The organism is Mesorhizobium sp. CAU 1741, assembly GCF_039839275.1.
GTDB lineage: Bacteria > Pseudomonadota > Alphaproteobacteria > Rhizobiales > Rhizobiaceae > Aerobium.
In genome coordinates this window covers 17,444-38,397 of the sequence record NZ_JBDOQP010000003.1, presented here as the reverse complement: position 1 = coordinate 38,397, position 20,954 = coordinate 17,444, and the positions used below count along the sequence as shown (strand labels likewise).

At 61.4% G+C, this 20,954-nt stretch carries 33 protein-coding genes; 17 read left to right on the top strand and 16 right to left on the bottom strand.

Translation table 11 applies throughout. The features are described 5' to 3' along the window. Position 1: 1 nt before the first annotated feature. The 14 genes from AAFN84_RS13825 to AAFN84_RS13760 all read right to left on the bottom strand — a co-directional run bounded on the left by AAFN84_RS13825 (position 2) and on the right by AAFN84_RS13760 (position 8,533). Positions 2-805: a tRNA(His) guanylyltransferase Thg1 family protein gene (locus AAFN84_RS13825; protein WP_347515192.1), complete on the bottom strand. Its 804-nt coding sequence runs from the start codon at positions 803-805 to the stop codon at positions 2-4. Continuing rightward, positions 802-1,035 (bottom strand): hypothetical protein, encoded by a 234-nt coding sequence (locus tag AAFN84_RS13820; RefSeq protein WP_347515191.1) that lies wholly within the window; start codon positions 1,033-1,035, stop codon positions 802-804. Before AAFN84_RS13820 ends, AAFN84_RS13825 begins: the two co-directional genes overlap by 4 nt. Continuing rightward, a complete protein-coding gene (locus tag AAFN84_RS13815) occupies positions 1,032-1,361 on the bottom strand; it encodes a hypothetical protein (RefSeq protein WP_347515190.1) in 330 nt (109 codons plus the stop codon). Before AAFN84_RS13815 ends, AAFN84_RS13820 begins: the two co-directional genes overlap by 4 nt. 198 nt (positions 1,362-1,559) lie before the next feature. Beyond that, positions 1,560-2,243: a hypothetical protein gene (locus tag AAFN84_RS13810; protein WP_347515189.1), complete on the bottom strand. Its 684-nt coding sequence runs from the start codon at positions 2,241-2,243 to the stop codon at positions 1,560-1,562. Further along, on the bottom strand, positions 2,197-2,850 hold the full coding sequence (locus AAFN84_RS13805; protein ID WP_347515188.1) for a hypothetical protein: 654 nt from the start codon (positions 2,848-2,850) through the stop codon (positions 2,197-2,199). Before AAFN84_RS13805 ends, AAFN84_RS13810 begins: the two co-directional genes overlap by 47 nt. A 276-nt stretch (positions 2,851-3,126) precedes the next feature. Further along, positions 3,127-3,639 carry a hypothetical protein gene (locus tag AAFN84_RS13800; protein WP_347515187.1) on the bottom strand — a complete coding sequence of 171 codons (513 nt, stop codon included), beginning with the start codon at positions 3,637-3,639 and terminating at the stop codon, positions 3,127-3,129. A gap of 2 nt (positions 3,640-3,641) precedes the next feature. Further along, on the bottom strand, positions 3,642-3,845 hold the full coding sequence (locus AAFN84_RS13795) for a hypothetical protein (protein ID WP_347515186.1): 204 nt from the start codon (positions 3,843-3,845) through the stop codon (positions 3,642-3,644). Beyond that, positions 3,842-4,288: a hypothetical protein gene (locus AAFN84_RS13790; RefSeq protein WP_347515185.1), complete on the bottom strand. Its 447-nt coding sequence runs from the start codon at positions 4,286-4,288 to the stop codon at positions 3,842-3,844. The genes AAFN84_RS13795 and AAFN84_RS13790 overlap by 4 nt, the downstream gene beginning before the upstream one ends. Further along, positions 4,281-4,757 (bottom strand): hypothetical protein, encoded by a 477-nt coding sequence (locus AAFN84_RS13785; RefSeq protein WP_347515184.1) that lies wholly within the window; start codon positions 4,755-4,757, stop codon positions 4,281-4,283. Before AAFN84_RS13785 ends, AAFN84_RS13790 begins: the two co-directional genes overlap by 8 nt. Then, positions 4,757-6,190: an AAA family ATPase gene (locus AAFN84_RS13780; protein ID WP_347515183.1), complete on the bottom strand. Its 1,434-nt coding sequence runs from the start codon at positions 6,188-6,190 to the stop codon at positions 4,757-4,759. The genes AAFN84_RS13785 and AAFN84_RS13780 overlap by 1 nt, the downstream gene beginning before the upstream one ends. Positions 6,191-6,193: 3 nt before the next feature. Further along, positions 6,194-7,192, bottom strand: a complete 999-nt coding sequence (locus AAFN84_RS13775) for a PD-(D/E)XK nuclease-like domain-containing protein (RefSeq protein WP_347515182.1) — start codon at positions 7,190-7,192, stop codon at positions 6,194-6,196. Then, entirely contained in the window at positions 7,189-7,377 is a 189-nt protein-coding gene (locus AAFN84_RS13770; protein WP_347515181.1) for a hypothetical protein, read from the bottom strand. Before AAFN84_RS13770 ends, AAFN84_RS13775 begins: the two co-directional genes overlap by 4 nt. Before the next feature lie 413 nt (positions 7,378-7,790). Further along, on the bottom strand, positions 7,791-8,108 hold the full coding sequence (locus tag AAFN84_RS13765; RefSeq protein ID WP_347515180.1) for a hypothetical protein: 318 nt from the start codon (positions 8,106-8,108) through the stop codon (positions 7,791-7,793). Continuing rightward, positions 8,108-8,533 (bottom strand): hypothetical protein, encoded by a 426-nt coding sequence (locus tag AAFN84_RS13760; RefSeq protein WP_347515179.1) that lies wholly within the window; start codon positions 8,531-8,533, stop codon positions 8,108-8,110. The genes AAFN84_RS13765 and AAFN84_RS13760 overlap by 1 nt, the downstream gene beginning before the upstream one ends. A gap of 123 nt (positions 8,534-8,656) precedes the next feature. On the opposite strand from AAFN84_RS13760, the gene AAFN84_RS13755 reads away from it, so the two are divergent. Then, on the top strand, positions 8,657-8,980 hold the full coding sequence (locus AAFN84_RS13755; protein WP_347515178.1) for a helix-turn-helix domain-containing protein: 324 nt from the start codon (positions 8,657-8,659) through the stop codon (positions 8,978-8,980). A gap of 141 nt (positions 8,981-9,121) precedes the next feature. Here AAFN84_RS13755 and AAFN84_RS13750 read toward each other — a convergent pair whose 3' ends face one another. After that, on the bottom strand, positions 9,122-9,289 hold the full coding sequence (locus AAFN84_RS13750) for a hypothetical protein (protein ID WP_347515177.1): 168 nt from the start codon (positions 9,287-9,289) through the stop codon (positions 9,122-9,124). A gap of 301 nt (positions 9,290-9,590) precedes the next feature. Further along, positions 9,591-10,274: a S24 family peptidase gene (locus AAFN84_RS13745; RefSeq protein ID WP_347515704.1), complete on the bottom strand. Its 684-nt coding sequence runs from the start codon at positions 10,272-10,274 to the stop codon at positions 9,591-9,593. 93 nt (positions 10,275-10,367) lie between these two features. Between AAFN84_RS13745 and AAFN84_RS13740 the strand changes: the two genes are divergently transcribed. From AAFN84_RS13740 to AAFN84_RS13665, 16 genes are all read left to right on the top strand, one after another. Beyond that, the gene (locus AAFN84_RS13740) at positions 10,368-10,577 is read left to right on the top strand and encodes a helix-turn-helix transcriptional regulator (RefSeq protein WP_347515176.1); all 210 of its coding nucleotides are present in this window, start codon (positions 10,368-10,370) and stop codon (positions 10,575-10,577) included. Continuing rightward, positions 10,574-10,870 (top strand): helix-turn-helix transcriptional regulator, encoded by a 297-nt coding sequence (locus AAFN84_RS13735; protein ID WP_347515175.1) that lies wholly within the window; start codon positions 10,574-10,576, stop codon positions 10,868-10,870. Before AAFN84_RS13740 ends, AAFN84_RS13735 begins: the two co-directional genes overlap by 4 nt. A 453-nt stretch (positions 10,871-11,323) precedes the next feature. After that, positions 11,324-11,632, top strand: coding sequence for a hypothetical protein (locus AAFN84_RS13730; protein ID WP_347515174.1), 309 nt, complete (start codon positions 11,324-11,326; stop codon positions 11,630-11,632). A gap of 387 nt (positions 11,633-12,019) precedes the next feature. Next, positions 12,020-12,361 carry a hypothetical protein gene (locus AAFN84_RS13725; protein WP_347515173.1) on the top strand — a complete coding sequence of 114 codons (342 nt, stop codon included), beginning with the start codon at positions 12,020-12,022 and terminating at the stop codon, positions 12,359-12,361. A gap of 147 nt (positions 12,362-12,508) precedes the next feature. Further along, the gene (locus AAFN84_RS13720; protein ID WP_347515172.1) at positions 12,509-13,900 is read left to right on the top strand and encodes a DUF4942 domain-containing protein; all 1,392 of its coding nucleotides are present in this window, start codon (positions 12,509-12,511) and stop codon (positions 13,898-13,900) included. Between the two features lie 17 nt (positions 13,901-13,917). Then, complete coding sequence (locus AAFN84_RS13715; protein ID WP_347515171.1) at positions 13,918-14,475, top strand: hypothetical protein; 558 nt, start codon at positions 13,918-13,920, stop codon at positions 14,473-14,475. A gap of 6 nt (positions 14,476-14,481) precedes the next feature. Beyond that, the gene (locus AAFN84_RS13710; RefSeq protein ID WP_347515170.1) at positions 14,482-14,787 is read left to right on the top strand and encodes a hypothetical protein; all 306 of its coding nucleotides are present in this window, start codon (positions 14,482-14,484) and stop codon (positions 14,785-14,787) included. Further along, the gene (locus tag AAFN84_RS13705; protein WP_347515169.1) at positions 14,787-15,956 is read left to right on the top strand and encodes a site-specific DNA-methyltransferase; all 1,170 of its coding nucleotides are present in this window, start codon (positions 14,787-14,789) and stop codon (positions 15,954-15,956) included. Before AAFN84_RS13710 ends, AAFN84_RS13705 begins: the two co-directional genes overlap by 1 nt. After that, positions 15,956-16,528 carry a hypothetical protein gene (locus tag AAFN84_RS13700; protein WP_347515168.1) on the top strand — a complete coding sequence of 191 codons (573 nt, stop codon included), beginning with the start codon at positions 15,956-15,958 and terminating at the stop codon, positions 16,526-16,528. Before AAFN84_RS13705 ends, AAFN84_RS13700 begins: the two co-directional genes overlap by 1 nt. Continuing rightward, positions 16,525-17,964: a DnaB-like helicase C-terminal domain-containing protein gene (locus AAFN84_RS13695; RefSeq protein WP_347515167.1), complete on the top strand. Its 1,440-nt coding sequence runs from the start codon at positions 16,525-16,527 to the stop codon at positions 17,962-17,964. Before AAFN84_RS13700 ends, AAFN84_RS13695 begins: the two co-directional genes overlap by 4 nt. Next, positions 17,964-18,341, top strand: coding sequence for a hypothetical protein (locus AAFN84_RS13690; RefSeq protein WP_347515166.1), 378 nt, complete (start codon positions 17,964-17,966; stop codon positions 18,339-18,341). Before AAFN84_RS13695 ends, AAFN84_RS13690 begins: the two co-directional genes overlap by 1 nt. After that, positions 18,338-18,652 (top strand): hypothetical protein, encoded by a 315-nt coding sequence (locus AAFN84_RS13685; RefSeq protein WP_347515165.1) that lies wholly within the window; start codon positions 18,338-18,340, stop codon positions 18,650-18,652. The genes AAFN84_RS13690 and AAFN84_RS13685 overlap by 4 nt, the downstream gene beginning before the upstream one ends. 37 nt (positions 18,653-18,689) lie before the next feature. Continuing rightward, positions 18,690-18,947, top strand: a complete 258-nt coding sequence (locus tag AAFN84_RS13680) for a hypothetical protein (RefSeq protein ID WP_347515164.1) — start codon at positions 18,690-18,692, stop codon at positions 18,945-18,947. After that, positions 18,940-19,377 carry a hypothetical protein gene (locus AAFN84_RS13675; protein WP_347515163.1) on the top strand — a complete coding sequence of 146 codons (438 nt, stop codon included), beginning with the start codon at positions 18,940-18,942 and terminating at the stop codon, positions 19,375-19,377. Before AAFN84_RS13680 ends, AAFN84_RS13675 begins: the two co-directional genes overlap by 8 nt. Further along, positions 19,374-20,060, top strand: a complete 687-nt coding sequence (locus AAFN84_RS13670) for a hypothetical protein (protein WP_347515162.1) — start codon at positions 19,374-19,376, stop codon at positions 20,058-20,060. Before AAFN84_RS13675 ends, AAFN84_RS13670 begins: the two co-directional genes overlap by 4 nt. Positions 20,061-20,524: 464 nt before the next feature. Further along, positions 20,525-20,902: an HNH endonuclease gene (locus AAFN84_RS13665; RefSeq protein WP_347515161.1), complete on the top strand. Its 378-nt coding sequence runs from the start codon at positions 20,525-20,527 to the stop codon at positions 20,900-20,902. The last annotated feature ends 52 nt before the right edge of the window (positions 20,903-20,954 follow it).

Sequence of the window (20,954 nt, the reverse complement as noted above, 5' to 3'; positions counted from 1 at the left end):
GTCATTTCTCCCCGCCCTCCCGAGCCGCTTCGCCGTCAAAGATGAACTCGACTCGATTAAGAACGTCACGGAATCGCGGGCTCGAAGCCTCTATCTCGGTTCGCATGACAACGCCGGGCGGTCGGTGCTGCTCTGGTATCGCGTCGAGTTCCGCGTCCGTTAGATGGCGTTCGACTACCTTCCTTCGCGCGAAGGTGCCATCCTTGAACCACGCAGGGTAATCCTCGAAATAAATCCCGATCTCAGACAGCATTTCGAGCATGTCGCGCTGACGTTTCCCGTGCAGTGCCTTTGACGAAAAGCGAGCCTGCGCCGCCATACTGATCGCGTTCTTGCGCGCGTCCATGGCTCGCCACAAAAAGGCGTTGGCGGCTTCCATCTTGCTCGGGATTTGAAGCACGCGGCAATCGAAGTGGGGTAGTCTGTCTTCGTATCCAGGCGGGCATACTCTGGCGAATTTGGCGGCGGCCATTGAAGCGAGAACGCTCGCCATCTTCTGGACTTTGCCGGAGAAGAAAATATCCGAACGGTCTTCTTCAGCCAGCCAAACAAGGCTAATCTCATCCGATTGTGTGTACCCGGCTCTGGCGTGGGTTTCTGCCACGAGGTACTTTGTGGTCTCGACCATAGCCCGCGACATGCGCTCGTCATAGGGCCTGTTCATGCCCCGCGTGAAGGTTGAGAACGAGCGTCCATCGATCCGGGCGTACACTGGCAACTTGACATCGAATCGCCGTGCGGTTTCGACTGCCTCGTACTCCTTCATGCGATTGCCGAACTCGTCGTTTTGCTTGAGTTGGCTCATTCCCCGCCCTCCCTGCTTAGGGCAGCACGGCCGGCGGATTCGCTGCTGATGCCCCACTCTCCGATCGACAAGACGCCTATGAAGCGCTGGCCGATCTGGACGCCGTACAGGCCAACGATGCGGTGTTTCGTGAATTGCTTCCGACCTTCCGGGGCGCTTTTCGAGAACAGCGTTCCGGTGTGAAAGGCGAGGTGGCCGGGGTTGGCCGGTCTGCCACAGTAGAGCTTCACGGCTTGCCTCCCTGCATGGCACGGATGGACGCGGCAGCAGCTAGGCACGCAGCGCCACCGTTCTCGCCAACCCAATCGTCAGCCAAGCTCTCCGCCACCACCGCCGCCCGTTCCAGCACGGCATTATCCCTTGCTGCCAAGTCGGCCTCGCTCAGAAGGTGATAGCCGGCGGAACTGATCGAGTGTCTGATAACTTGCAGAAGCGCGTGCATCGCGAGCACCTTGTTCTTGTTGTCCACGCCTCTTTGATGGCATTCGTCAAGAAACCGTGCGGCCAGATCTTGAACGAATTCTGCTGTCGCGGCGTTGTGGGCGTCAGTCGTCATTAGCGCTGCCCTCCACGACAACCGGAACGTCGCGCCACTCGTATGCGCCGCTATGATAGTCCTGCCACGCCTGTTGGAGACGATCTGGTTCTGTAGTTGTACCTGCTGCGCGAAGCCAGCGAAGACCGGTCGTTGGTGTTGTCGCTTGCCATTCGGGTAGGCTGGCGCTTATTGCGGTTCCAATCTCGATTGTCTTTTTCACCGGTCTGTCTCCTTCTGCTGGAGAACGGCGGCGAGGGCCGGAAGCGCCAGTTGCAGGAGACGCAGCAGTTCCTTCGTTGCGTCTGTAACGTCAGGTCGCCTGCAAGCCAGACCAAGCTCAAGATGTGCTGCCTGCTCAATCAACCGCTCTACCGTCACCGTCTGTACGGCATCCTTGCCGGTGGGTGGGGAGAGCGAAAAGCGATGCGATGAACGCCGTGCGCCGGAATTGATCGATGCTTCGATATCGCGCATTTCAGCATCGAACGGTTCTTCCGTCTCCGGTGCTGGCTCTAGGGAGGCGATCTCGTCGATGCAGCCCTGCACGATGTCTGCGACTGGCTGATCAGAAAGTCCATCCGATGTCGCCTTCACCTCGGCCATCGCTTCGACAAGGATGTTGAAATGGCGCAGATCGACCACATGCTTGGCTTCGGCGCGCATGGCTCGTTGATGCATAGCGTCGAAACTATCGCGCCACCTTCGGCCGCTCTCGTCCCGCTCCTTCGTCAGCCGCGCGTTCTCAGCCTCAAGTTCGGCAATGCGAGCATCCGCCGCGTTCAATTTCCCAGACCAATAAGCCATGCTGTCGTCAGGGCGATCAAGATCAGACATATCGTCTCCCCATGCACTATCAACCATTGCGGTTCTCCCCTTCGACGGCACGGCGGGCGACTTCATCGATCACAGTCCAGCAGGCATCATCTGCAACGCCGCAAGAAACAGCAGCAAGCGAGACTGCTAACGGCGACACTGCACGGCTATCGCCGGGCTCTGTTTCCATTATCCGATCAACCGCTACGGCTAGCGCCCGCTCCAACTCCGCAACCCTCTCCCTGAGAGCCGCATCGGATTGGTCGGGTGGGGAGGCGAGAGCGGCGAGGTAGCGAGTTTCGAGCGCGCGGCACGACAACATTGCCTCGTTGGTGTCCATCTTCCGCCACTTCGCATTGTGGAGCACCGCGTAAAGCTCGCACCACGACAGGCCGCCGCGTTCTGCTAGTCGATCAACGCTCTGGAAGTGGTTGGCTCGGGCCTGCTTGCCGTGATCGGCCACGAGCTGATAATCGATCCGCGCGCCACCGCTATTCAGGATTGGGAACGTCTTGCGCGCCACCGGCTCCACCGCTTCACCATCTGAGAGGGCGGCGAGGGCGTCTCGGGAACGCGTTAGCAGATCAACCGCCAAGCCGGGAACGAGATGGCTGACCTGGCCAGCTTTGTTGATAGCCAAAAGAGTGTCGATCTGCGCTATCAGCGCCTCTCGCGCCTGGGTGAGCTTATCCATGGGGGCCTCCGGTGAGTTCGGTTGCGTCTGGACGGCTGGGCGGGCAGTCCGCGTAGCAGTACTGTGACTGCCGGTACGCTGCGCTGTCGCAAGCGGAGACGACTTCGCTCCAATCGTTGTAGTGAGTGGATCGCGGCCCGTCCGGAAGGGCTGCCATGCACCGATCAAAGAGTTCCTGGCGAAGCTCCTGATCCGTGGCGTACTTCGGCATCTCCGGCACATCGCAAGCAGCGAGCGGAAGAGCGACTACGATAAAAAATCCGCGAAGCTTGCGCATTACTCCTGCCCTCCGGTGCGGGTGGCGGGGACGGGCATCCAGAGGTCGAAGTAGTTGCCGTTGAAATACAGGGCGTTGCCCTGGGCCGTGGCTGCGTCGCACCAATGCGGCTCGTCAGGCAGGCCGCGCCTCGGTTCAACGTTCCACCGCACTAAAACGGGAGGATGCCCCCGCAGGCGGGTGTTTATGGCCAAGATCGGCTTATCCCAAGCGCGCGGCGCCGTTTCTATCGGCTGCCACTCCCTCCCCATCTCTGCTTCACGCTCGGCTAGGGAGGATTCGGCGCGCTCGGCTCGGTCCAGGAGGTTCACGCCGGCGTTTCGCAATGTCGCCAGTTCCGCATCCTTCGCGGCTATGGTGGCGTCTCGCTCGGATAGGGCGGTGGCGGCCTCGTCAAGATATTCTGCCGCCTGTCCGATATCGTGCGCGGTGTTCGATTTTCCTCGCGCACGCAGAACGCCTGCCTTCGCGCGCCAAGCAATCGCCCGCGCTTCTGTCTGTGGGCTGGTCATGGCTAGAGCATCCTCGAATAGCTGATCTGGAACCACGCGAAACGAGCCCACCAGATGGTCTCACCCTCGCGTCGGGCCGCCTCCGTAAGCGATTTGCGATGCGTGAAGGACGGCCACCAGAACCCGAAAGGGGCGAACCGGATCGAGATGCTGGCTGCGCGCAACGGGTAGGGGATGTGGCGCTCGATTGGACCAAGGTGGCTCATGCTTTGCGATCCTTCTTAAGGAGGAGACGGGCGGCGCGGGTCGCGGCATCGAGACCGGCAGACGTGTACCGTTCACCGTGGTTGTCGATGCAGTCGAGGAGCCCCGGCCCTTCGTCGTTTGCGCGGACGAGCTCTCCCACTACCGCCTCAAGCGCTTCTACCCGCGCCGCTAGGGACGTAAGGGCGGTGGCGGCTTGCGAGCAGATGAGCCGAACGCCAGCCTCATATGAGCCGGTATCCTCTTGCGCCCATGAATTGAGGCCATCCACCAGCTCTGCCACTTCACCAGGAATGGCAGAGGAGAGGAGACTGCGGATTGCTCGGGCTTCGCCGCAGTTCAGCGGGCGCACCAATTCGGCGCCGTCGACTTCCGGCTGCCCGTTCCAATCTGTGACTGCACTGTCCAGCCGATCGATAAGCGCGGCCCTGCTCTTTTCAACCATCGTCGCTATTCCTTCCGCTGGGGAGTAGTTGACCGCGCTCGTAGAGACCGGTTGGCTGGGCAGCCGCGAACGATGCCGCGGTCTTGATCGCCTCACGGATGATGAGATGGCCCTGCTCGTCGTCGCCAGTGCAGGAGTAGAGCGCGAGCGCGATGCGCAGCGGGTCGAGCCCATGGCGTAGCCAGAACAGCTTTTCGTTGCCGGAATGCTGCTCGCGGTGCTTTGCCGATGTCAGCGGGACGGTCCACTTGTCCGATGGCTTCTCGCCCATGCCCGTCTCAGACTTTCCATAGACCGGATCGGCGTACCGGATATGGGCTGCCTCGACCGGCCGATTGCCGGTGATGACGCATGGCAGCGTCCTGATCCAATCCAGGTGCTTGGCGTCGTGGTCGCGCTGGCGCTTCTTCTGCTTGCCGATCGGGGCATTGGAGAAGGCGGTTTCGGGACGAGCGATGCGGAAGCCCATCACGGCAACTCCCCTTCCTCGACGCCGATTACGCCGGCCAGGTATGACCGCGCCTGCAGCTTCGTCCGCTTGGGATCATCGCCGCAGCAAAACTCAAGCGACGTGCGGATCGTCTCAGCCTTGCGCTTTACGGCATCGGATGCGCCGGCAAGCTCGCCATCGAAAATCTTGAACGCGTTGTTGAAGTCCTCGACCGACGGGCCGACGCAATCCTGCATGGCGCTGTAGATGCGCAACAGGAGAGCCTTGTCATCCGACGGGACAGAGCTTGCGACGTCACCTTGAGCCGCTTCTATCTGCTCTGCCCCGTCGCCGTTGCCCGAGTTTGGTTCGGGCTCGGATGGGGAACCAGGAGCGGTGCTGGAGGGGGATACACCGCTCCCGGTGTCATCATCGGCGGGAGGGGGTGCCGATGAATGCTGTTCGGTTGCGCCGGCGCGCAGGGTTTCCTTGACGCTGTCGAGGTCGAAGCCTTCGCCGCTCCCATCGCCGGTTGATTGCTCGCGACGATGGGAAAGACGTTCGCCCGGGTCGCCGCCGCCGGCGTCCATAAGGTCGGCCTTCATCTGGTCCGATGCCTGGGCGATGGATTTCAGCGTATCCTTGAGGTTCGCCAGCTTCGTCTGACGCGGCCCGCCAAGGCCACTCCACCAGTTCAGAAGCGAGGTCATGCCGTTGTTTGCCGCGAGAACGCCCTCGCGCTTGGCTGCCTCAAGCTCTTCGTCGATCGCAACGCCTTGGTCGCTCCACTCGCGAACCGCGCCGCCGACATCGGGGGAGACCTTGCGACCCTCCGGGAATGCGCTCAGGAGGTCGCCGGGGCATTTCTGGATCGTCGGGATGTGGGTTCCCTCGGCCAACATCATGGAAACCGTCATCTCGTAGATGAACGACTTCTCCTGCACGACGACGAAGCCCTCGTTCACGATTTCCGTCTTGCCGTTGGCGCCCTTCACCTGTGCGACCTTCTCCTTGACGCGACAGCAGAAAATCAGATGCGCTCGCGTCTGGAGGAGTTCGTTCATCAGCTTCTTGTGGGCAGCCTTCGGCTTCTGCCAGCAATGCAGACCGGCGCGGCTGGTCTTCTGCTCGATCGCCTCGGCTTGCTCCAGAACGCCGCCGGTGCCTTCCCATTCGTGGGAAATGCTGTCGATGATGATCGCGGTATAACCAGCAGCCTCGAAGGCCTTGATCGCCTCGACGTACCGATGCGACGTGAACGGCGGGTCCAGATCGATGACATCGAAGCCGCCCGCGACGTCCGCATAGAAGCGCGATCGCTTGTTTTCGGTGTCGATGAAGCCGATCTTCCCGCCCGGCCCGACAAGCCCTCGGGCATACAGGATCGCGGAATAGGTCTTTCCCGAGCCCGACGGGCCGGCGATCGACGTGAGCGTGAACGTCTTCTCTCGGATGGCGCGTTCGATCTTCATGGCTTATGCCGCCTCCGACGGGATGGAGGGTTCGTTGTCGATCTGCTTTTCGAGCCAATCGGACGGCGAAATGGTGATGCCCGAACCGTAATAGGTCGGCCAGAACTGGCGCTCGATGCACTCGGCAAAGATGTTCAGCGCTGCGCGGTTCTGTCGCTTGCCGAGCCAGACATATTGGTTGTCCAGCGGCTTGATGCTGTAGGCGTGCGGCCGCTTGGGCTCGATGAACAGAAGGACATGATCCGTCACGCGCCGGCCGGTCACGGCCTCTAGGGCGGTGCCGATGAGGCCCATCTGCATGTGATAGCCATAAGTCTTGACCGCATTGGCGCAACCGCGGTCGCTGGCGTCATTGGTGGTTTTCAGGTCCGCGACATATCCATCGTCGGGAATGCAGTCGGGGCGGGCCTTTACCCAGACGCCGGTGCGATCCTGATAAATGATGCTGCGCTCAACGCGGCCGTCCAGGTGGTCGCGGAACGTGCGATCATTGGCGACGCGGTTCGCCATGCCCTCGATCTGCTCAAGGGCCTCACGACGCAGAACCATCTTCCCGGCGGCAATGGTCTCGTCCCTCCATTCCCGCGCGGCCTTCGTCTTGAAGTCTGGGAACTCCTCCGGCAGCACCGCGAACTTTTCCCAAAAGCCCGTTTCCCCGAGCAAAAGGGTATGGACCGCGTTGCCGAGGCTGAAATGCTCCTTCACCTCCTGCTGTGCGCGATCGGGATTGAGGTAGCTCGAATCCCAATACTTGAGCGGGCAGCCGTCCGGCGGGGCAATCTCCCGAAGCCCAGACGATGAAATCGACGGCCCGGCGCAACAGTCCGAATGGTAGACGCCGATCGGGAGGCCAGCATAGATGCCCGGCCGGTCGATAACCTCGCCAGCCCAGCGGATGTCGGACGACAGACCGGCGAGAACGCCAAGCGCCTCTTGGCCGACTGTGGTGATGCCGTCGACGTCGCTTTTCACTGGTCGGGCGTTCTGGGTTTCGACTTTCATATTGCCCTCCTGGCAAGTTCGGCCTCACGCTCACGCAATGCGCGGCGAAGGTCGGTGCTGATTTCTGATGCGAGAAGAATCTCAATTGCCGCGGCTTGCTCGTCGCGATCGGGGCGCCACATCGGGCGCGGCTGATGCTCCAGCGCCGCCACGGCCTGCTCGAGATAGAGGCGGTCGCAGGTCATGGCTGGCCTCGCGAGGCGCGTTCTATTGCGGTCGCCAGTGCCTTGATCCTTGGGGCACTTGCTGGGTCTTGCCCGATCGCTCGCAAGGTATGCGACCAATCATCGAGGATCGCCTGAGACGCCTCTAACAGAGCCGCATTGATGCTCTCCGGCTCGACAGGCGCGGGATACGCGGCCATGAGTGCGGCAACGATTTCAGAGTTGACCGCATGTTCCTTCGCTGTCGCTGATGCCTTAATCCGCTCGAACAGCACCTTCGGCATACGAAGCTGATAGGAATGGTCATAGCGGCGTCGACCCTCACCGCGCGCTATCCGGCTCATATCGGCAGCCTTTCCAGCAGGCCGACCGCGAGAACGGTTCCGGCGATGAAGCTGAGGATCAGGGCAAAAGGGATGGGGAGGCGGACCATGTCAGCGGTCTCCCAGCAGATGTCCGCGACCGGCTTCGATCATGTCGCGCCGATGAGTGCTGCTGTCGGGACCGCCGCTTTCCATGAGCGACTGCTGCTGATCCATCCATGCGGCCTCGGCGCGGTTGTCGTGCCAGTTCTCGACGGCGTCGATGCACTCAAACATCGTCTGGCAAGTGCCTGCGTCATTCGGGGTATCGGGTGTGTAATCCTCGTGGCACCACTCCCATTCGCCGCCGTGGACTTCCTGGATGATGAAATCGCGGTACAGCACCATGCGCTGGCTGGTGTTGATGCGGACGTGCGCTATGGTGCCCATCACGCCACCGCCTTCCGAACCCGGCGCATCGCCAACTCTGGCTCATCCCGCCACGTCGCGGTGTATTTCGCATACGCAACCGACAGCTCGCGCTCGGCAGCCTCGTTCAGCGGAACCAGCGCATCGAGGTAGACCTGCATGCGATCCCGCTTGAACGGCGGAACGATCGCGCGGATGGCGTCTTCCAGCGAGCCGACACGGTTGGCCGCGTTCAGAAGCTCGCAGGCCACAGCGTTGTGATGCGTGGCGCTCGACCAGTATGCAGCCCGGCCGGCGTTGAACGCCTCCTCGGCATACTCACGGGCGATGGCGTCGTCGTTGTCATAAAGGTCAACGATCTGGCGCAGCGCTTCATAGCCGCCGCGTACCGGATGGCCGGCAAGCGCACTGGCGAAGCTCTCTGCAGTTCTCGTGAAGGCGTTCATGGTGCTCTCCATCGGGTGACCGGGTGTCGGTCGGTGATGGGGGGAGTTTTGCCACGTGGCAATTAATGTGTCAACTGGCAAATTGCCGATTGGCAAAAATAATGGCGCGCGCTACAAGGCGGAATGCTGAAGCACAACGAGAGCGAAGCCACCGGCTTCTACCGCCGCCGCGATATGTGGGAGGACTTCCTTTCAGAGCGGACGGACCTACACCCGACCGAACGGCTCATAGGCATCTGGATCGCGCGCCGGATCAGCGCCGATGGATCACGCCAGACCTGGTATCAGGTGAGCACAATCGCCGAAAAGCTCGGGGTGAGCGCGCGGACAGTGATGCGCGCGGTTCAAAAGCTCGAAGGGGAGGGATTGTTGCTGGTCAGGCGGGACGCGCGGCGCGGCTTGAAGAAGGCCGTGAACAAGTACGAGCTTGTTTTCCCTTGGCTCTGAAAGTGACACCCATGTCACCTTGTGGAAGTGACACCCATGTCACATGAATACACAAAGGCACAATCCATAAAGGTTTCTCTCCCAGATATCAGGCTCTGAGGGGGAGTATTATAGAACCAAGGGATAGGGGCTGAGGATGTCTCAATCCTCGTCGTTATTCGCCGCTTCCGGCAATTCGAGATACCCATGTCCGACGAGCCAATCGCGCAGTGCAGCTTGCGCGGCCTCTGGCAGCTCGACGTTCATCTCGGCAGCCATCCGGCGCAGGGCGATGGCTTCGTCGGTGGCGAGGGCGAAAGAGATTAGCACGGAAACGCCGCCCGCAGCACAACCCTGAGGGCGTCCTGCGCGTTGTGGTCTCTCAATTCGGAGGATGCTGAAAGAACTTGTTCGCCCAACGATACCAGACGGGACCTGCTTAGGCCGTCGGGCAGGCAAACCGCGTCTGAGGGCCGCAAGTTGTCAATGGTGGCTTGGATGTAACCATCGCAGAAACTCACCCAGCTCTGGTCTGCTCGCGTGCAAGCGTCGACGAACGAAGCCGCCGAGAACTGGAAATTGTCATTCGCGATCGCCTGGGTCGCGGTCCCACAGACGAGCAAGATGGCAATCACCCTCGCCATTGAAACCATGCCACCACCCTCCCGTAGACGCGGACCTCTTCGCGCAAAAGCTCGTCGGTGCCGTAGCGCTCGTTGTCCGAGATGATCAGGATCTTGTCGGTGCGCGGTACCAGTTTCACACGCTTGATCATCAGCCCGTCGCCATAGTCGAGCGCATACAGGTCTTCCGGCGCCGGGACGATGTGCGAGGTATCCACGAACACGAACGATCCGCTCGGCAGCGTCGGCTCCATGCTGTCACCGGTGACGGGCATCGCGTATATCCGCGACATGTTTCGCCAGCCAGCCTTAACCGCATCGGGGAAGCTCCAGAACCCGTCGCTGTGCTCGGCATACACTTCCCCGGCGTCGTTACGCATGACGCTGAGCGCACCGCCAGGCCCCATGCCGGCGTGGATGGTGAAGTTCGGGATATCGCCCTTCTGACCGGGCTCGTTGCCGAACACCGCCAGGTTGCGCGCCTGCTCAAGATCGGCCGCGTCGAACTCATCGCTGATTTCCTCGGGTTCGACGGCGAGGGCGCGGGCGATCGAAATCACGTTTTCCAAGCTGAGCCCGCGCTTGTTGCTTTCGATCCGCGATAGGTAGCTGACCGATATGCCGGTCATCTCTGCCAGGCGCTCGAGCGTAATATCGCGGTCTTTCCGCAGGTTTCGTATCTGATTGACCATCGGCGATCTTATTCGCCAATTGGCAAAAGCGCGCCAGCGCCAATTGGCAAATTGCCAATTGACAAGAATGTTGCCACATGGCAAACATGATGCATGAAGCTCGAAACATACCTCTCGGAAAACCAGGTCAAGCCGTCCGCTTTTGCGGCTGAGATTGGTGTCGCGCCGTCGACCATCACGCGCCTGTTGAAGGGCGAGAGGTCTCCCCGGCTGGATCTCATCATGCTCATCAAGGAGAAGACTGGCGGGCAGGTTACCGCCGACGACTTCTTCGAGCCAGCCAGCGCGGGAGAGGCGGCATGAGGACCGTCGGCGAACGCATCAAGGCCGCGCGCAACGCCGTTGGGCTTCGGCAGGCCGACCTTGCCGACAGGCTCGACGTCACGCGCAGCGCGATTGCTCAATGGGAATCTGGTTTCACCCTGCCGGAGGCCAACAGGCTGGTCGACGTCTCTCTGACGTTGGGCAAGTCGATCGACTGGATACTGAGGGGTGTGTCGACGCCGTTCATCTCCAGCGCGGCGACATCGCTGAACGAGATTGAGCGCCGCATTGCCGTGCAGTCCGCGCCTACGCATTTCGTGGGGATCGACTGATGATCGCGACCCTCGCCCTTACCTGGCTGTCCCTTTCCTTCACCCTGACGCTGTTGTGGGCCATTGCCGGCTATCGCTGGAACAAGGCGAGGGGGAGGGCGTGATGGTGTCGAGCGAATGGCGCTTCGATGTCGATGACGCGCCGATCCACGAGGTTTTGAACGTGGTTGGCCGCTATCCAGAGGCTACCGCCGGTTTCCCTCGATACGCGGCAAAGCAGCCGGACGGGCGCTGGCTCGAATACAGCCGAAACGAACCAGTCGAGATCATCGTCTGGGCATGGCGCCCTCGTGATCCATGGCCGCATGCCCCATCCAACACCGACGCAGGCGGACCTATAGCGTCGGTAGGCGATCCCAACCCGCACCATCAAGCCCATGGTGTTCCCTCAGGTGCGGAAACTCGCGCCGCCGGCGCAAATGCCGGTGCGCGTCTTGTTGGGGGTGCGCCGCGATGACGACGAAGCACGAGGTCATTGCGGCTCATCAAGCCCATCCGGAATGGTGTGCAAGCGATATAGCCGCGGCGCTCGGGTGCATGCGTGAGTATGTGGTGGCGACGGCCAAGCGCAATCGGCTGGTCCTCCCTCCGAAGAAGCAGCCGTCTCGCGTTGTGTATCTGGGCAAGGCCGTGGCTGACTTGCTCCGCGAGGCAGCCGACATCCGCGAAATGACGCCGAATGAGTTGGCGCAGGCCATCATCGAAACGGTCGCTCGCGAAAACATGGTCGACGCCATCCTTGATGATCGCGAGGCCGCATGACCGGGCTCGCCGCATCCCTCTACGCCCTAGGCGTTATCGGCGCGATCACGGCTGTAGGCCGGGACGCCCAGGGCAGGGATATACCCGCGGGCCTCCGTGAATGGGCAGTTTGCATTTGCTGGCCGATAGCGGTTGGCGCCGCGATCGTTCTGGTGATGGCGAGTGCTGTTCACCGGAGTGTGCAGCGATGAGAACAACTCCAATTGGATCGGCCTCTGTGCCTGCAAGCGTGCGGTTCGATCCATTCGATATCCCTTTCAACTGTTTCCTGACCGGCACTCGAAACCAAGCCGGCCCGGGTCTTCACGCTGATCAGAGTATGCGTGGAGATGTTCTATGTCCGACAAAAGATGTGTCGAAACCGACACGAAATGTGGCGGAGGCGTCATGAGTACCGCAGTGCAGGAGAGCGCCGACTACCTCAATGCGCTCGCCCGTTCCCATCATCGGGGCCGTGGCGACACATGGAGCGCGGCGCGAGACAGGGCAGCAAGGGCGGCTGGAATTGAGCCGTCTTATGCCAAGCGAATCTGGGACCGCTGGCAGACCATGAGCGACGTGTCTGGCGAGGCTTATCGCCGGCTCCGGTCTGCATACGAGCGTGCCTGCGAAGCCAACGAACAAGCAGCCGACCGGTACGACGCCGAACGGCTCGCAATGAGGAAATCCCATGCGGTTGATCAGAAGCATGCTTCGGAGAGGCGTTTCGGGGGCGATGCTCGCGATTGAACGAATGAGGCACGCGCCCCGCCGCGCCGTCTTCGTTCTCGCTGCCGTCGCCTCCCTCCTGTTCGTTGTGTCGGCCGTGTTCGGAGCCGATGCGTACACCGGCCTGAGCGGCCGTCCGACAACTCGAGCAACGGCGGGGTCTTGGTGATGATGAATGCCCTCGCGAAGCAGAGCACGGTTCTCGACCTGATCGATGAATATGACAGGAAGGCTGCCGGTGTTGAGGATGCCATCAAGGCGTATGACGACGCCTGCACCGCGATTGAAATGGCCGGCACCATCATGGGCACCTACGTGAACCCTGTGCTGCGCGGCAAAGCCTACGTCCACGCTCGCGAGATGCAAAAGAACCTGCTCTCTTCGGGATGGAAGGCCATATATAGCCGTCTGAACATCGACATGATCGCCAGCGCGCGAGACAAGAAGCTGTTCGAGCGGACGTTGGCTGATCCGCCGCCGCTCACGTTTGAGAACGCCAAGGCGACGTTCGGGCCGTACCTGGAGAACCCGCGTTCGCATATCCTTCGCGGTCTTGCCGAGACATTCGCCGCCCTGGACCCCGCATATAAATCCCATTCAAAGGTCAAGATTGGCGTCAAAGGCCTGCCAAAACGCGTGATCCTGTCGAGCTTCGGAGACTATTCCGGCACTTATGGGCGCGACAAGCTGCGCGACATTGTCAACGCGCTCGCTTCATATCGCGGCCAGCCGCTTATGGAGCATGTCGAGTTCAATGCGATCAGCGTTGCGCACCGTCGCGGCGATGATGCCATTCTTGATGGGCGGGTCTATGTCGCGCCGGAGCGCTATGGCAAGGCCGACGAGTATCAGACTTTAGATCGTGGCCTAACGATCCGCCTTTTCGGCAACGGCAACGCGCACGTGTTCTTCGCGCCTGAGACGCTGAAGGACATCAACCGCGCTCTTGCTGAGTTCTATGGCGAGGTGCTGCCGGACGCCGAGGAAGAGGGCGCCAAGCCGCGCACCGGCACGGCGGTGTCAAAGGATCTGCAGTTCTATTGGTCACCGCAAGACGTGATCGATCGCGCTCTTGAGTTCGCTGGTATCATCGACCTGAAGGAATGGCGCAACAATTCCCCTGAGCCATCACGCATCCTCGAACCGTCCTGCGGCGATGGTCGGATCATGGACGGCATCCGGGCTCGTGGTCATCGCGCATTCGGTATCGAATACCATGCTGGCAGAGCCGCAGAGGCGAGGGCGAAGGGCCATAGCGTTCTGAAGGCCAACTTTCTCGATTGCCCCGCCAAGCCTGAGTATGACCTCGTGGTGATGAACCCGCCATTTTATGGCCGGCACTACGTCAAGCACATCCGTCATGCACTGCAGTTCCTGAAGCCTGGCGGAACGCTTGTCTCGATCCTCCCAGCGACTGCGCACTACGACCACGGCGAGCTGAAAGGCGAATGGCGCGACTTGCCGGTTGGCAGCTTTGCCGAGGCGGGCACGAACGTGCCGACAGGGCTTCTGAAAATCCGCACCCCATCCCCATCCACCCAGCGCGCCACGTCGTGGTGACACAGAGGAGAATGAGCATGAACGCAGGACATAATTCTCAGCTTACCCCCACTGAGCGCGCCGCACTGCGCATGAACCATGTGCGTAAGCTGCTCGACATCGCCGATCGGCTGAAACCCCTCATGGACGAGCGGAAAACCGCCCGTGCCAATGCGAAGGCGGAAGGCTTCAAGCTTTCCGAGATCGATGCGGCCTTGCGCCTCGCGACGATGGAAGACACCGACATCTTCGTTGCCGAGATCAAGGAACTGATCGACATCGCCCGCGCCTTCAATGCGCTGCCACCTGGCGAGCAAGGCGTGCTGTTCCCCGATGATCGGCCGCTTGATGAAAAGGCGTTCGACGCGGGCAAGGTCGCCGGTCTCCAGGGCAAGAACTGCGAACCGCCATACGACGCCGGCAGCGAGGCAGGGCAGCGCTGGATTGCCGGATGGCACGAAGGCCAGCGCATCATGCGAGACGAACTGCAGTCGGCGATGGAGAAGGTGAATGCCTCGACCAACGACGGCGACGAGCTGATCCAGTCCGATCCCGGGTTCCCTGATGGCGACCCGTTCGAAGAAGCGGCGGAGTGATCGGAGATGGCCGCTCTTGCTGAAAACCTCGCGGACGCCGTCGAGCGCGAATGCTCCGTCGTCCAGTTCAAGGAAGACCATGAGGCGAAGAACGAAAAGCTCGACGCCATGATGATGAGCGAGATGGCCGACGCCCGGAAGCGCATCAAGCGGGTCCAGAAGGCAGAAGCCGACGAACTCTCGGCGATCGCGGAAGAGCGCAAGCGCCTCGACGCACGCGAGCAGGAAATAAAGGCCGGCGCCCTCGCGAAGGTCGAGGCGGAACGGCGGCGCATTGCGAAGTGTCGCGCGTATATCGCGGCGGGTGAGTGATGGAGCCGGTCGTCTTTCTCGACGGACGCGTGACGCTGTACGTTGGCGACTGCCTCGACATGCTTGCGGCCATGGAGCCAGATAGCGTCGATTGTGTCGTCACCAGCCCGCCCTATTGGGGACTGCGCGACTATGGCGTCGACGGGCAGATCGGGCTCGAGCCGACGCTTGGCGATCATCTGGCGGTGATGGTTCGCGTATTCGACGCCGTGCGCCGCGTTCTGAAGCCGGAAGGCACCTGCTGGATCAATTACGGCGACTGCTATGCCACGAGCCCAAACGGTCGATCGGCAGCGGATACGAAGGCCGCAGGCAACGATGATCGCACTTTTCGCGACAAGCCGTTTTCCACCATTGGCCCAATCCAGGCGCGTAGCAACGGCGGGGAAGGCCAGCATCACGACAGGCGCGGCGGCATTCTGAAGGCCAAAGACCTCTGCATGGTTCCAAACCGTCTCGCCATCGCATTGCAGGATGCAGGCTGGTGGGTACGCAGCGAGATTGTCTGGGCCAAGCCCAATCCGATGCCCGAAAGCATCCGCGATCGGCCAGCGACGAGCCACGAGAAAATCTTCTTGCTCTCGAAGTCGCCGCGGTACTGGTACGACAAAGAGGCCGTTCGTCAGCCCTCGGCAGAAGCGAGTATCTCGCGCTGGCAACAGGACGTGGAGAGCCAAGAAGGATCGCACAGGGCGAACGGCGGCGCGAAGACGAACGGCACAATGAAAGCCGTCGGAGGGCCGCGTGAGAAGGTGAGGGGCTCAGATGTCGCAAGCCCGCGTCACGCGGGCCACATCAACCACACGACGCTGGACGACACGCTTCGCGGCTTCGGCCGCAACCTGCGCAATTATGAGCCCGCGCCGGTAAACGTTTGGAACATCGCGACGCAGCCATTCTCGGATGCGCATTTCGCCACGTTCCCGCCCGAGCTTGCCGAGCGTTGCATCTTGGCCGGCTGCCCGAAAGGCGGCTTGGTCCTAGACCCGTTTGGAGGAGCTGGGACGACCGCGCTGGTTGCACTTCGGCACGGACGGCTCGCAAGACTGATCGAACTCAATCCTGAATACGCCGGTATGTCGCGTCGTCGCATCGAAGCTGAATGGCGAGTGCCTGCGGCGCCAAAAGCCTTTGATCACGGCCCATTGTTCGGCGGGGAGGCTGCCTGATGCCCCTAATCCTCGGTCTCGACGGCGCACAGAACACCGGCTGGGCTCAGTACGACACCAACGCCAGCCTGTCGGCCATCCGCGCTGGCGTGCTTCGATCGGCCGGCGATGACTATGAGCACAAGGCGGCATCACTTGGGCTTGGGATGGTCCGCCTCATCAAAGAGAACCGGCCGGATTTCATCGTGATCGAGATGCCCATTCGGTCGATGCCGGCGGCGCGCCAGCAGCGCAAGGTTCGGTTCATGGGCGAGGAGCGGATCGAGGAATCCTCAGTCGGCGGGCTCAACGCCGTCATCTCATCAAACCAGATGGTCGGCGCACTGGCTGCAATCATCGGTGCCTATCAGATCCCGTTCGAAACGATCGCGCCGGTGACCTGGCGAAAGCAGTTCCTCGGGTTCGGCACGCATAAGGGCTGGGCGCGCAAAGACTGGAAGAAGGCGGTGCGCGAGCGCTGCCGGCAACTCAAGATCGATGTCACCAATGACGACATGGCGGACGCGGTAGGCATCGCCTTCGCCGGCTCGTCGCTCCAATCCTTCAAGATGATGCAAGCGAGGGCGGCATGAACGCGTTCCACGGGGATATCAGACCCGCATTGCCCGATGCGATCGAAGCCGAACAGGCTCTCCTCGGCGCCATGATGCACAACCCGCAAGCCTACTGGGCTGTCGCCGGGTTTCTCAAGACCGAGCATTTCGGCGACGACGTCCACCGCACGATATACGAAAACGCCGGAGTGATGATCGCCGAGGCGCGGTCTCTCAACCCCGTCACCCTCAAACAGTACATGCCGGCCGACCTGATGATCGGCGACATGACCATTGCGCAGTATCTCGCTCGCCTCGCGGCCGAAGCCGTCACCGTCATCAACGCATACGACTATGGCCGCGCCATCATCGAAGTCTGGGCGCGCCGGCAGCTCGTGGGTGTGGCGCAGGATCTCGACAAGCTGGCCCGCTATATGCCGGCCGACATGAACCCCGAGAAGATCGTGCAGGAAACCAGCACGCAGCTCACCAGGATCGCCCAGGAGGGCAACGAGAGGGCAGGGGCGGTCAAGTATGGCGTCATCCTGCCCAACGCCGTCCAGAAGGCCGCCAAGGACAGCACGGACGCCGCGTCGCGCATTCCATGGTTCCTGCCCGAGATCACCGAAGCGCTTGGCGACATTCGCCGCGGCAACCTCATCGGGCTCATGTCCGACAGCGGCGGCGGCAAGACGTCATTCAGCCTGCAGCAATGCCGGTTCGCAGCGTCTCGGGGCTTCCGCTCCGCGTTCTTCTCGATCGAGGTGACGGAGGAGGAGGCAGCGCTACAGGCGGCCGCGCAGCAAACGCATATCGGATTGGGCCGGATCGACGCCTTCAACCTCAACACGAAGGAAAAGGACGAGCTCGAACGCGAGATGGCAGCAGCGATGGACTTGCCGCTTTACATCGTCGGGTTCGGGGAATGCTCCCTGTCGGATATCAGGGTGAAGGCGGAATCTATGGTCAAGCGACAAGGGCTCGACCTGATCATGATCGACCACGCCAAGATGATTGCATTGCCCAACCCGAAAGACATGTTCGCCGACCGCATCAATGCGCTCTATCGCGGGCTCAAGGCGCTGGCGAAACTCCTCAATGTGGCGATCGTCATCCTGATCCAGCGAAACGACGACTGGAAAAAGCGCTGGCAGACCGGCGGGCTCATCCGGCCAATGATGGGAGACGCCTATGGCGGATCGGGCGTTAAGCAGAACCTCGACGTCTGGTTCAGCCTCTACCGGCCGGAACCGCTCTACAAGGAACTGATCCCCCAGGCGCACCGGCAGGAAAAACGCGACGAGCTGATCCAGAAATACGAGCGATCGCGCGGCAAGGCCCAGGTCATCAACCACAAGCGCCGCCGTGGCGAGCCGGGCCGGTCTCCCGAGATCGGTTTCGATGCCGAGTACACCATGTTCAAGTCGCTGGCGTCTGAAGCGCCGCCGGCGTTCGAAGGGTTCGAGGGCTTCTGATGACCCGCAAGTTCTGCCCGGACTATGGCGCCCTGCCGACCCACCTCGGATATCGGCCGATGCACGCATGGTTCGCCGATGAAAAGCTCAAGCTGACCACGTTCAAGGACGGCCCGCGGTATTTCGGGACATTCGGTGAAGCGAGACAGGCGGCAAAGGACTTCGTCACCCAGCACATCAACGGGCGCGATCGGTCGGAGAGCATCGAAATCCCGCACGACCCGCTCATTGACGAGGTGCAGGAGTTCATCACCCGGCGGGCCCAAGAGGAAGCGGAGGAGCGAGCCCGCGTATTCGGCGATGCCGGCCCATCCACGATCTATCCAGGCCATGGACGGCCGGCAGTTGTGGTTGAGATGCGCAGGAGGAGGGCATGAGCTATCGCGATTGGCATGTTGGGATGAAGGTCGTTTTCATCGGCGTCCCCGACGGCTTCACAATCTTGGGGCAGCTCGCGCTGAAAACCGGCCGGGTCTACGTGGTCGAAGAACTGGAGATGCATTGCAAAGGCGACATCGTGGGTGGTGTCGACGGATTGCCCTACGTCGTTGCAAACGAGGCCCTTTATGTGCGCGTGGAAGGAACGTTCTACCACGCTGCCTGCTTCCGCCCCGTCCAGCCGCGCAAGACCGACATATCCCTGTTCACTTCCATGCTCAACGGCGCCAAGGAGCGCGAGCCGACATGAGCCAAGCAACCACCGTATATTGTGGTGAAACCTGATCATGACCAAGTTCCGGTGTAGCGAGTGTGGTGGCGTAGACACCGACGTGATCGACACGCAGCGGTCGGCCGCATTCCGGATCAGGCGCCGCCGCAAGTGCAAATGCGGTCACCGGTTCAGCACCGTCGAAATCCCGGTAGACGAGTACGCAGCCTTCAACATGGATGATGGATCGGTGAGCGAATTGCAGAAGAGCGCGGTGCATCTTGCCGAGCTGATCGACCGGCTCAAGCCCACAAGGGCGGCCGGCAATGATTGAACCGCGCGTCGTTGCCCTGTGTGACGAGTTTGGCATCCGGATTATCCCCGGGCATCGGTATCCCGAGATCGGCGAGACGCGCGCCGCCGAAACCATGGCTCGCATTCTTCGACGTCATGGCGAGGCGCACCTGCGCCAAGTCCTCACCACGTTGGTCGAGACGCACAACAACAAGGTTCTCCTCGACGAGGTCGGGTTGTGGATGGCGAGCGACATGGTCAGGGTGCGCGGTGCCGACAAAATCGACAGCGACTGGCTCGATCTGTGGGACCGGATGCCAGTCGGGGAGCTACAGTTCATCGCCCAGGGGCTGAGCGGCATCATCTCCCAACGCTATGCCTTGGGCGGCATGGTGTTCGAACGCATATACAAGAGGTTCGGGCCAGATGCGGATCAGCCCGACTTGCTTGATGACAGGAGGCAGCCATGAACATCGGTGAAATCGCGGAGAAGTTCATCCGAGCCGCGGAGGTCGAGCGTGCCAGCCACGAGCACGTCGGCCCGGCACCATTGCGTGCCCAGCAGCTCCCGTATGTGCACGACTACGTCGACAAGCTGGGCTGGCGCAAGGAACCGGGCGACAAACTGCAGAAGGGCGCCGATCCCCTCGCTGACGAGCGCAAGGCGTTCTGGGAGCGCATGGGCCTGATGCCAACGGCCAGCGAGATCAAAGAGCTTGAAGGACTGTACGACATGCTCATGATCGTCGAGAATGACGGCGAGCGACGGGCACTGCTCGCATGGGCTCGATCAAAGGTCGGCGGCAAGGCGTTTCGCCGCTGGTGTTTCCAGATCGAGGGCATCCATCCCGAGACAGGCCGGAGGCGAAAAGATCGGGCCCTGGCTCGAATTTCTGCACGACTGGTTCGCAGCGATGTGCAGAATTACAACAACGACTGTTCACCCCTGTTGCACAGTGGGCCGGAAATCAGTCATGTTTCGGATACAGTGGATGAAGACGCGGGCAAACGAGACGGCCTGAATAATTGGGCTTCAGACGACGCCTTCGCCCCATTCCTAGCCGACGTAATCCACGATTTCAGTTGGGCGCAAAAGCGCAACGAGCGCAGGCGCCAGAGAGAAGCCGCCAAGCGGAAGAAGCAGGCGGCGTAAAGTTTCAGCCCGAGGCGAGGCATGCGCCCTTGAACTAGGCGTCAGGCATATGCCGGCCGATGATGGTCAAGGGAAGCCGTTCGATACGGCGACGGGCACCAAGATCAGGGCGGCGACACGGTGACAATCTGCCGGCCGTAGCACGAAGGGTGTGCTTACTGAGCATGCCCATCGGAGCATCTTGCGGGGTTCATGGCAGGCCCCGCCCGTTCTGAGTTATTCGATCTCATCCGCCAGCATATCAGCAACCCGCTTCCGCCATCCCGGCTGGAGCTTCGCGGCGACCGATTGCGGGACGCGGATCGTCAGAACGACGGACGGGTCATCAGAAGGCCTGCGGCCTCCGGTCTTGGCCCGCTTCGTGCCAGTTATCGCAGGTTCTGCCACGACTGGTTTCGTCGGCTCTGGTGCATATCGGATGGCCATGTCTAACTGTATTACGGATAGAGACTGACATCCATCCGATGGCAAAGCTCTCCCTTCTGAAGCCTCGCCTTGAGGGGGCATCATCCCGTGTCGGCCAATCCCCCCGAGATGAGCGGGAGCGGGACCTCCACCGATCCACATCGAACGCATGGCGGTCCTGGTACAAGACGGCGCGCTGGCAGAAGCTGCGCCTCCGCATAATCGAGCGCGACGTCTACACGTGCCAGAGGACCGGCATCATCCTCGTCGGCAAGCACCCGGCGCCCGATAGTCCGGTGGTCGACCACATCACGCCGCACCGCGGGAACGAGGCGCTATTCTGGGATGAGACCAACTTGCACACCGTCAGCAAGGCCTATCACGACCGGCTGAAGCAGGTTGAGGAGCAATCCGCGATCAAAGGCGTCTGGTACTGACCGAACCTCAAAAAAGGGGGGGGTAGCCAAGAACCAGCAGGGCCTGAAACCC

Bases quoted from the DNA above. Each gene is read 5' to 3' on its own strand.
- AAFN84_RS13665 (WP_347515161.1), top strand. From the start codon at position 20,525: ATGGCAAAGCTCTCCCTTCTGAAGCCTCGCCTTGAGGGGGCATCATCC.
- AAFN84_RS13790 (WP_347515185.1), bottom strand. From the start codon at position 4,288: ATGGTTGAAAAGAGCAGGGCCGCGCTTATCGATCGGCTGGACAGTGCA.
- AAFN84_RS13825 (WP_347515192.1), bottom strand. From the start codon at position 805: ATGAGCCAACTCAAGCAAAACGACGAGTTCGGCAATCGCATGAAGGAG.
- AAFN84_RS13745 (WP_347515704.1), bottom strand. From the start codon at position 10,274: ATGGTCAATCAGATACGAAACCTGCGGAAAGACCGCGATATTACGCTC.
- AAFN84_RS13715 (WP_347515171.1), top strand. From the start codon at position 13,918: ATGAACGCAGGACATAATTCTCAGCTTACCCCCACTGAGCGCGCCGCA.
- AAFN84_RS13765 (WP_347515180.1), bottom strand. From the start codon at position 8,108: ATGGGCACCATAGCGCACGTCCGCATCAACACCAGCCAGCGCATGGTG.
- AAFN84_RS13775 (WP_347515182.1), bottom strand. From the start codon at position 7,192: ATGAAAGTCGAAACCCAGAACGCCCGACCAGTGAAAAGCGACGTCGAC.
- AAFN84_RS13705 (WP_347515169.1), top strand. From the start codon at position 14,787: ATGGAGCCGGTCGTCTTTCTCGACGGACGCGTGACGCTGTACGTTGGC.
- AAFN84_RS13810 (WP_347515189.1), bottom strand. From the start codon at position 2,243: ATGAAGTCGCCCGCCGTGCCGTCGAAGGGGAGAACCGCAATGGTTGAT.
- AAFN84_RS13710 (WP_347515170.1), top strand. From the start codon at position 14,482: ATGGCCGCTCTTGCTGAAAACCTCGCGGACGCCGTCGAGCGCGAATGC.
- AAFN84_RS13690 (WP_347515166.1), top strand. From the start codon at position 17,964: ATGACCCGCAAGTTCTGCCCGGACTATGGCGCCCTGCCGACCCACCTC.
- AAFN84_RS13815 (WP_347515190.1), bottom strand. From the start codon at position 1,361: ATGACGACTGACGCCCACAACGCCGCGACAGCAGAATTCGTTCAAGAT.
- AAFN84_RS13670 (WP_347515162.1), top strand. From the start codon at position 19,374: ATGAACATCGGTGAAATCGCGGAGAAGTTCATCCGAGCCGCGGAGGTC.
- AAFN84_RS13755 (WP_347515178.1), top strand. From the start codon at position 8,657: ATGCTGAAGCACAACGAGAGCGAAGCCACCGGCTTCTACCGCCGCCGC.
- AAFN84_RS13695 (WP_347515167.1), top strand. From the start codon at position 16,525: ATGAACGCGTTCCACGGGGATATCAGACCCGCATTGCCCGATGCGATC.
- AAFN84_RS13725 (WP_347515173.1), top strand. From the start codon at position 12,020: ATGAGTACCGCAGTGCAGGAGAGCGCCGACTACCTCAATGCGCTCGCC.
- AAFN84_RS13795 (WP_347515186.1), bottom strand. From the start codon at position 3,845: ATGAGCCACCTTGGTCCAATCGAGCGCCACATCCCCTACCCGTTGCGC.
- AAFN84_RS13785 (WP_347515184.1), bottom strand. From the start codon at position 4,757: ATGGGCTTCCGCATCGCTCGTCCCGAAACCGCCTTCTCCAATGCCCCG.
- AAFN84_RS13680 (WP_347515164.1), top strand. From the start codon at position 18,690: ATGACCAAGTTCCGGTGTAGCGAGTGTGGTGGCGTAGACACCGACGTG.
- AAFN84_RS13720 (WP_347515172.1), top strand. From the start codon at position 12,509: ATGATGAATGCCCTCGCGAAGCAGAGCACGGTTCTCGACCTGATCGAT.
- AAFN84_RS13760 (WP_347515179.1), bottom strand. From the start codon at position 8,533: ATGAACGCCTTCACGAGAACTGCAGAGAGCTTCGCCAGTGCGCTTGCC.
- AAFN84_RS13735 (WP_347515175.1), top strand. From the start codon at position 10,574: ATGAGGACCGTCGGCGAACGCATCAAGGCCGCGCGCAACGCCGTTGGG.
- AAFN84_RS13780 (WP_347515183.1), bottom strand. From the start codon at position 6,190: ATGAAGATCGAACGCGCCATCCGAGAGAAGACGTTCACGCTCACGTCG.
- AAFN84_RS13770 (WP_347515181.1), bottom strand. From the start codon at position 7,377: ATGACCTGCGACCGCCTCTATCTCGAGCAGGCCGTGGCGGCGCTGGAG.
- AAFN84_RS13675 (WP_347515163.1), top strand. From the start codon at position 18,940: ATGATTGAACCGCGCGTCGTTGCCCTGTGTGACGAGTTTGGCATCCGG.
- AAFN84_RS13805 (WP_347515188.1), bottom strand. From the start codon at position 2,850: ATGGATAAGCTCACCCAGGCGCGAGAGGCGCTGATAGCGCAGATCGAC.
- AAFN84_RS13730 (WP_347515174.1), top strand. From the start codon at position 11,324: ATGACGACGAAGCACGAGGTCATTGCGGCTCATCAAGCCCATCCGGAA.
- AAFN84_RS13800 (WP_347515187.1), bottom strand. From the start codon at position 3,639: ATGACCAGCCCACAGACAGAAGCGCGGGCGATTGCTTGGCGCGCGAAG.
- AAFN84_RS13740 (WP_347515176.1), top strand. From the start codon at position 10,368: ATGAAGCTCGAAACATACCTCTCGGAAAACCAGGTCAAGCCGTCCGCT.
- AAFN84_RS13685 (WP_347515165.1), top strand. From the start codon at position 18,338: ATGAGCTATCGCGATTGGCATGTTGGGATGAAGGTCGTTTTCATCGGC.
- AAFN84_RS13700 (WP_347515168.1), top strand. From the start codon at position 15,956: ATGCCCCTAATCCTCGGTCTCGACGGCGCACAGAACACCGGCTGGGCT.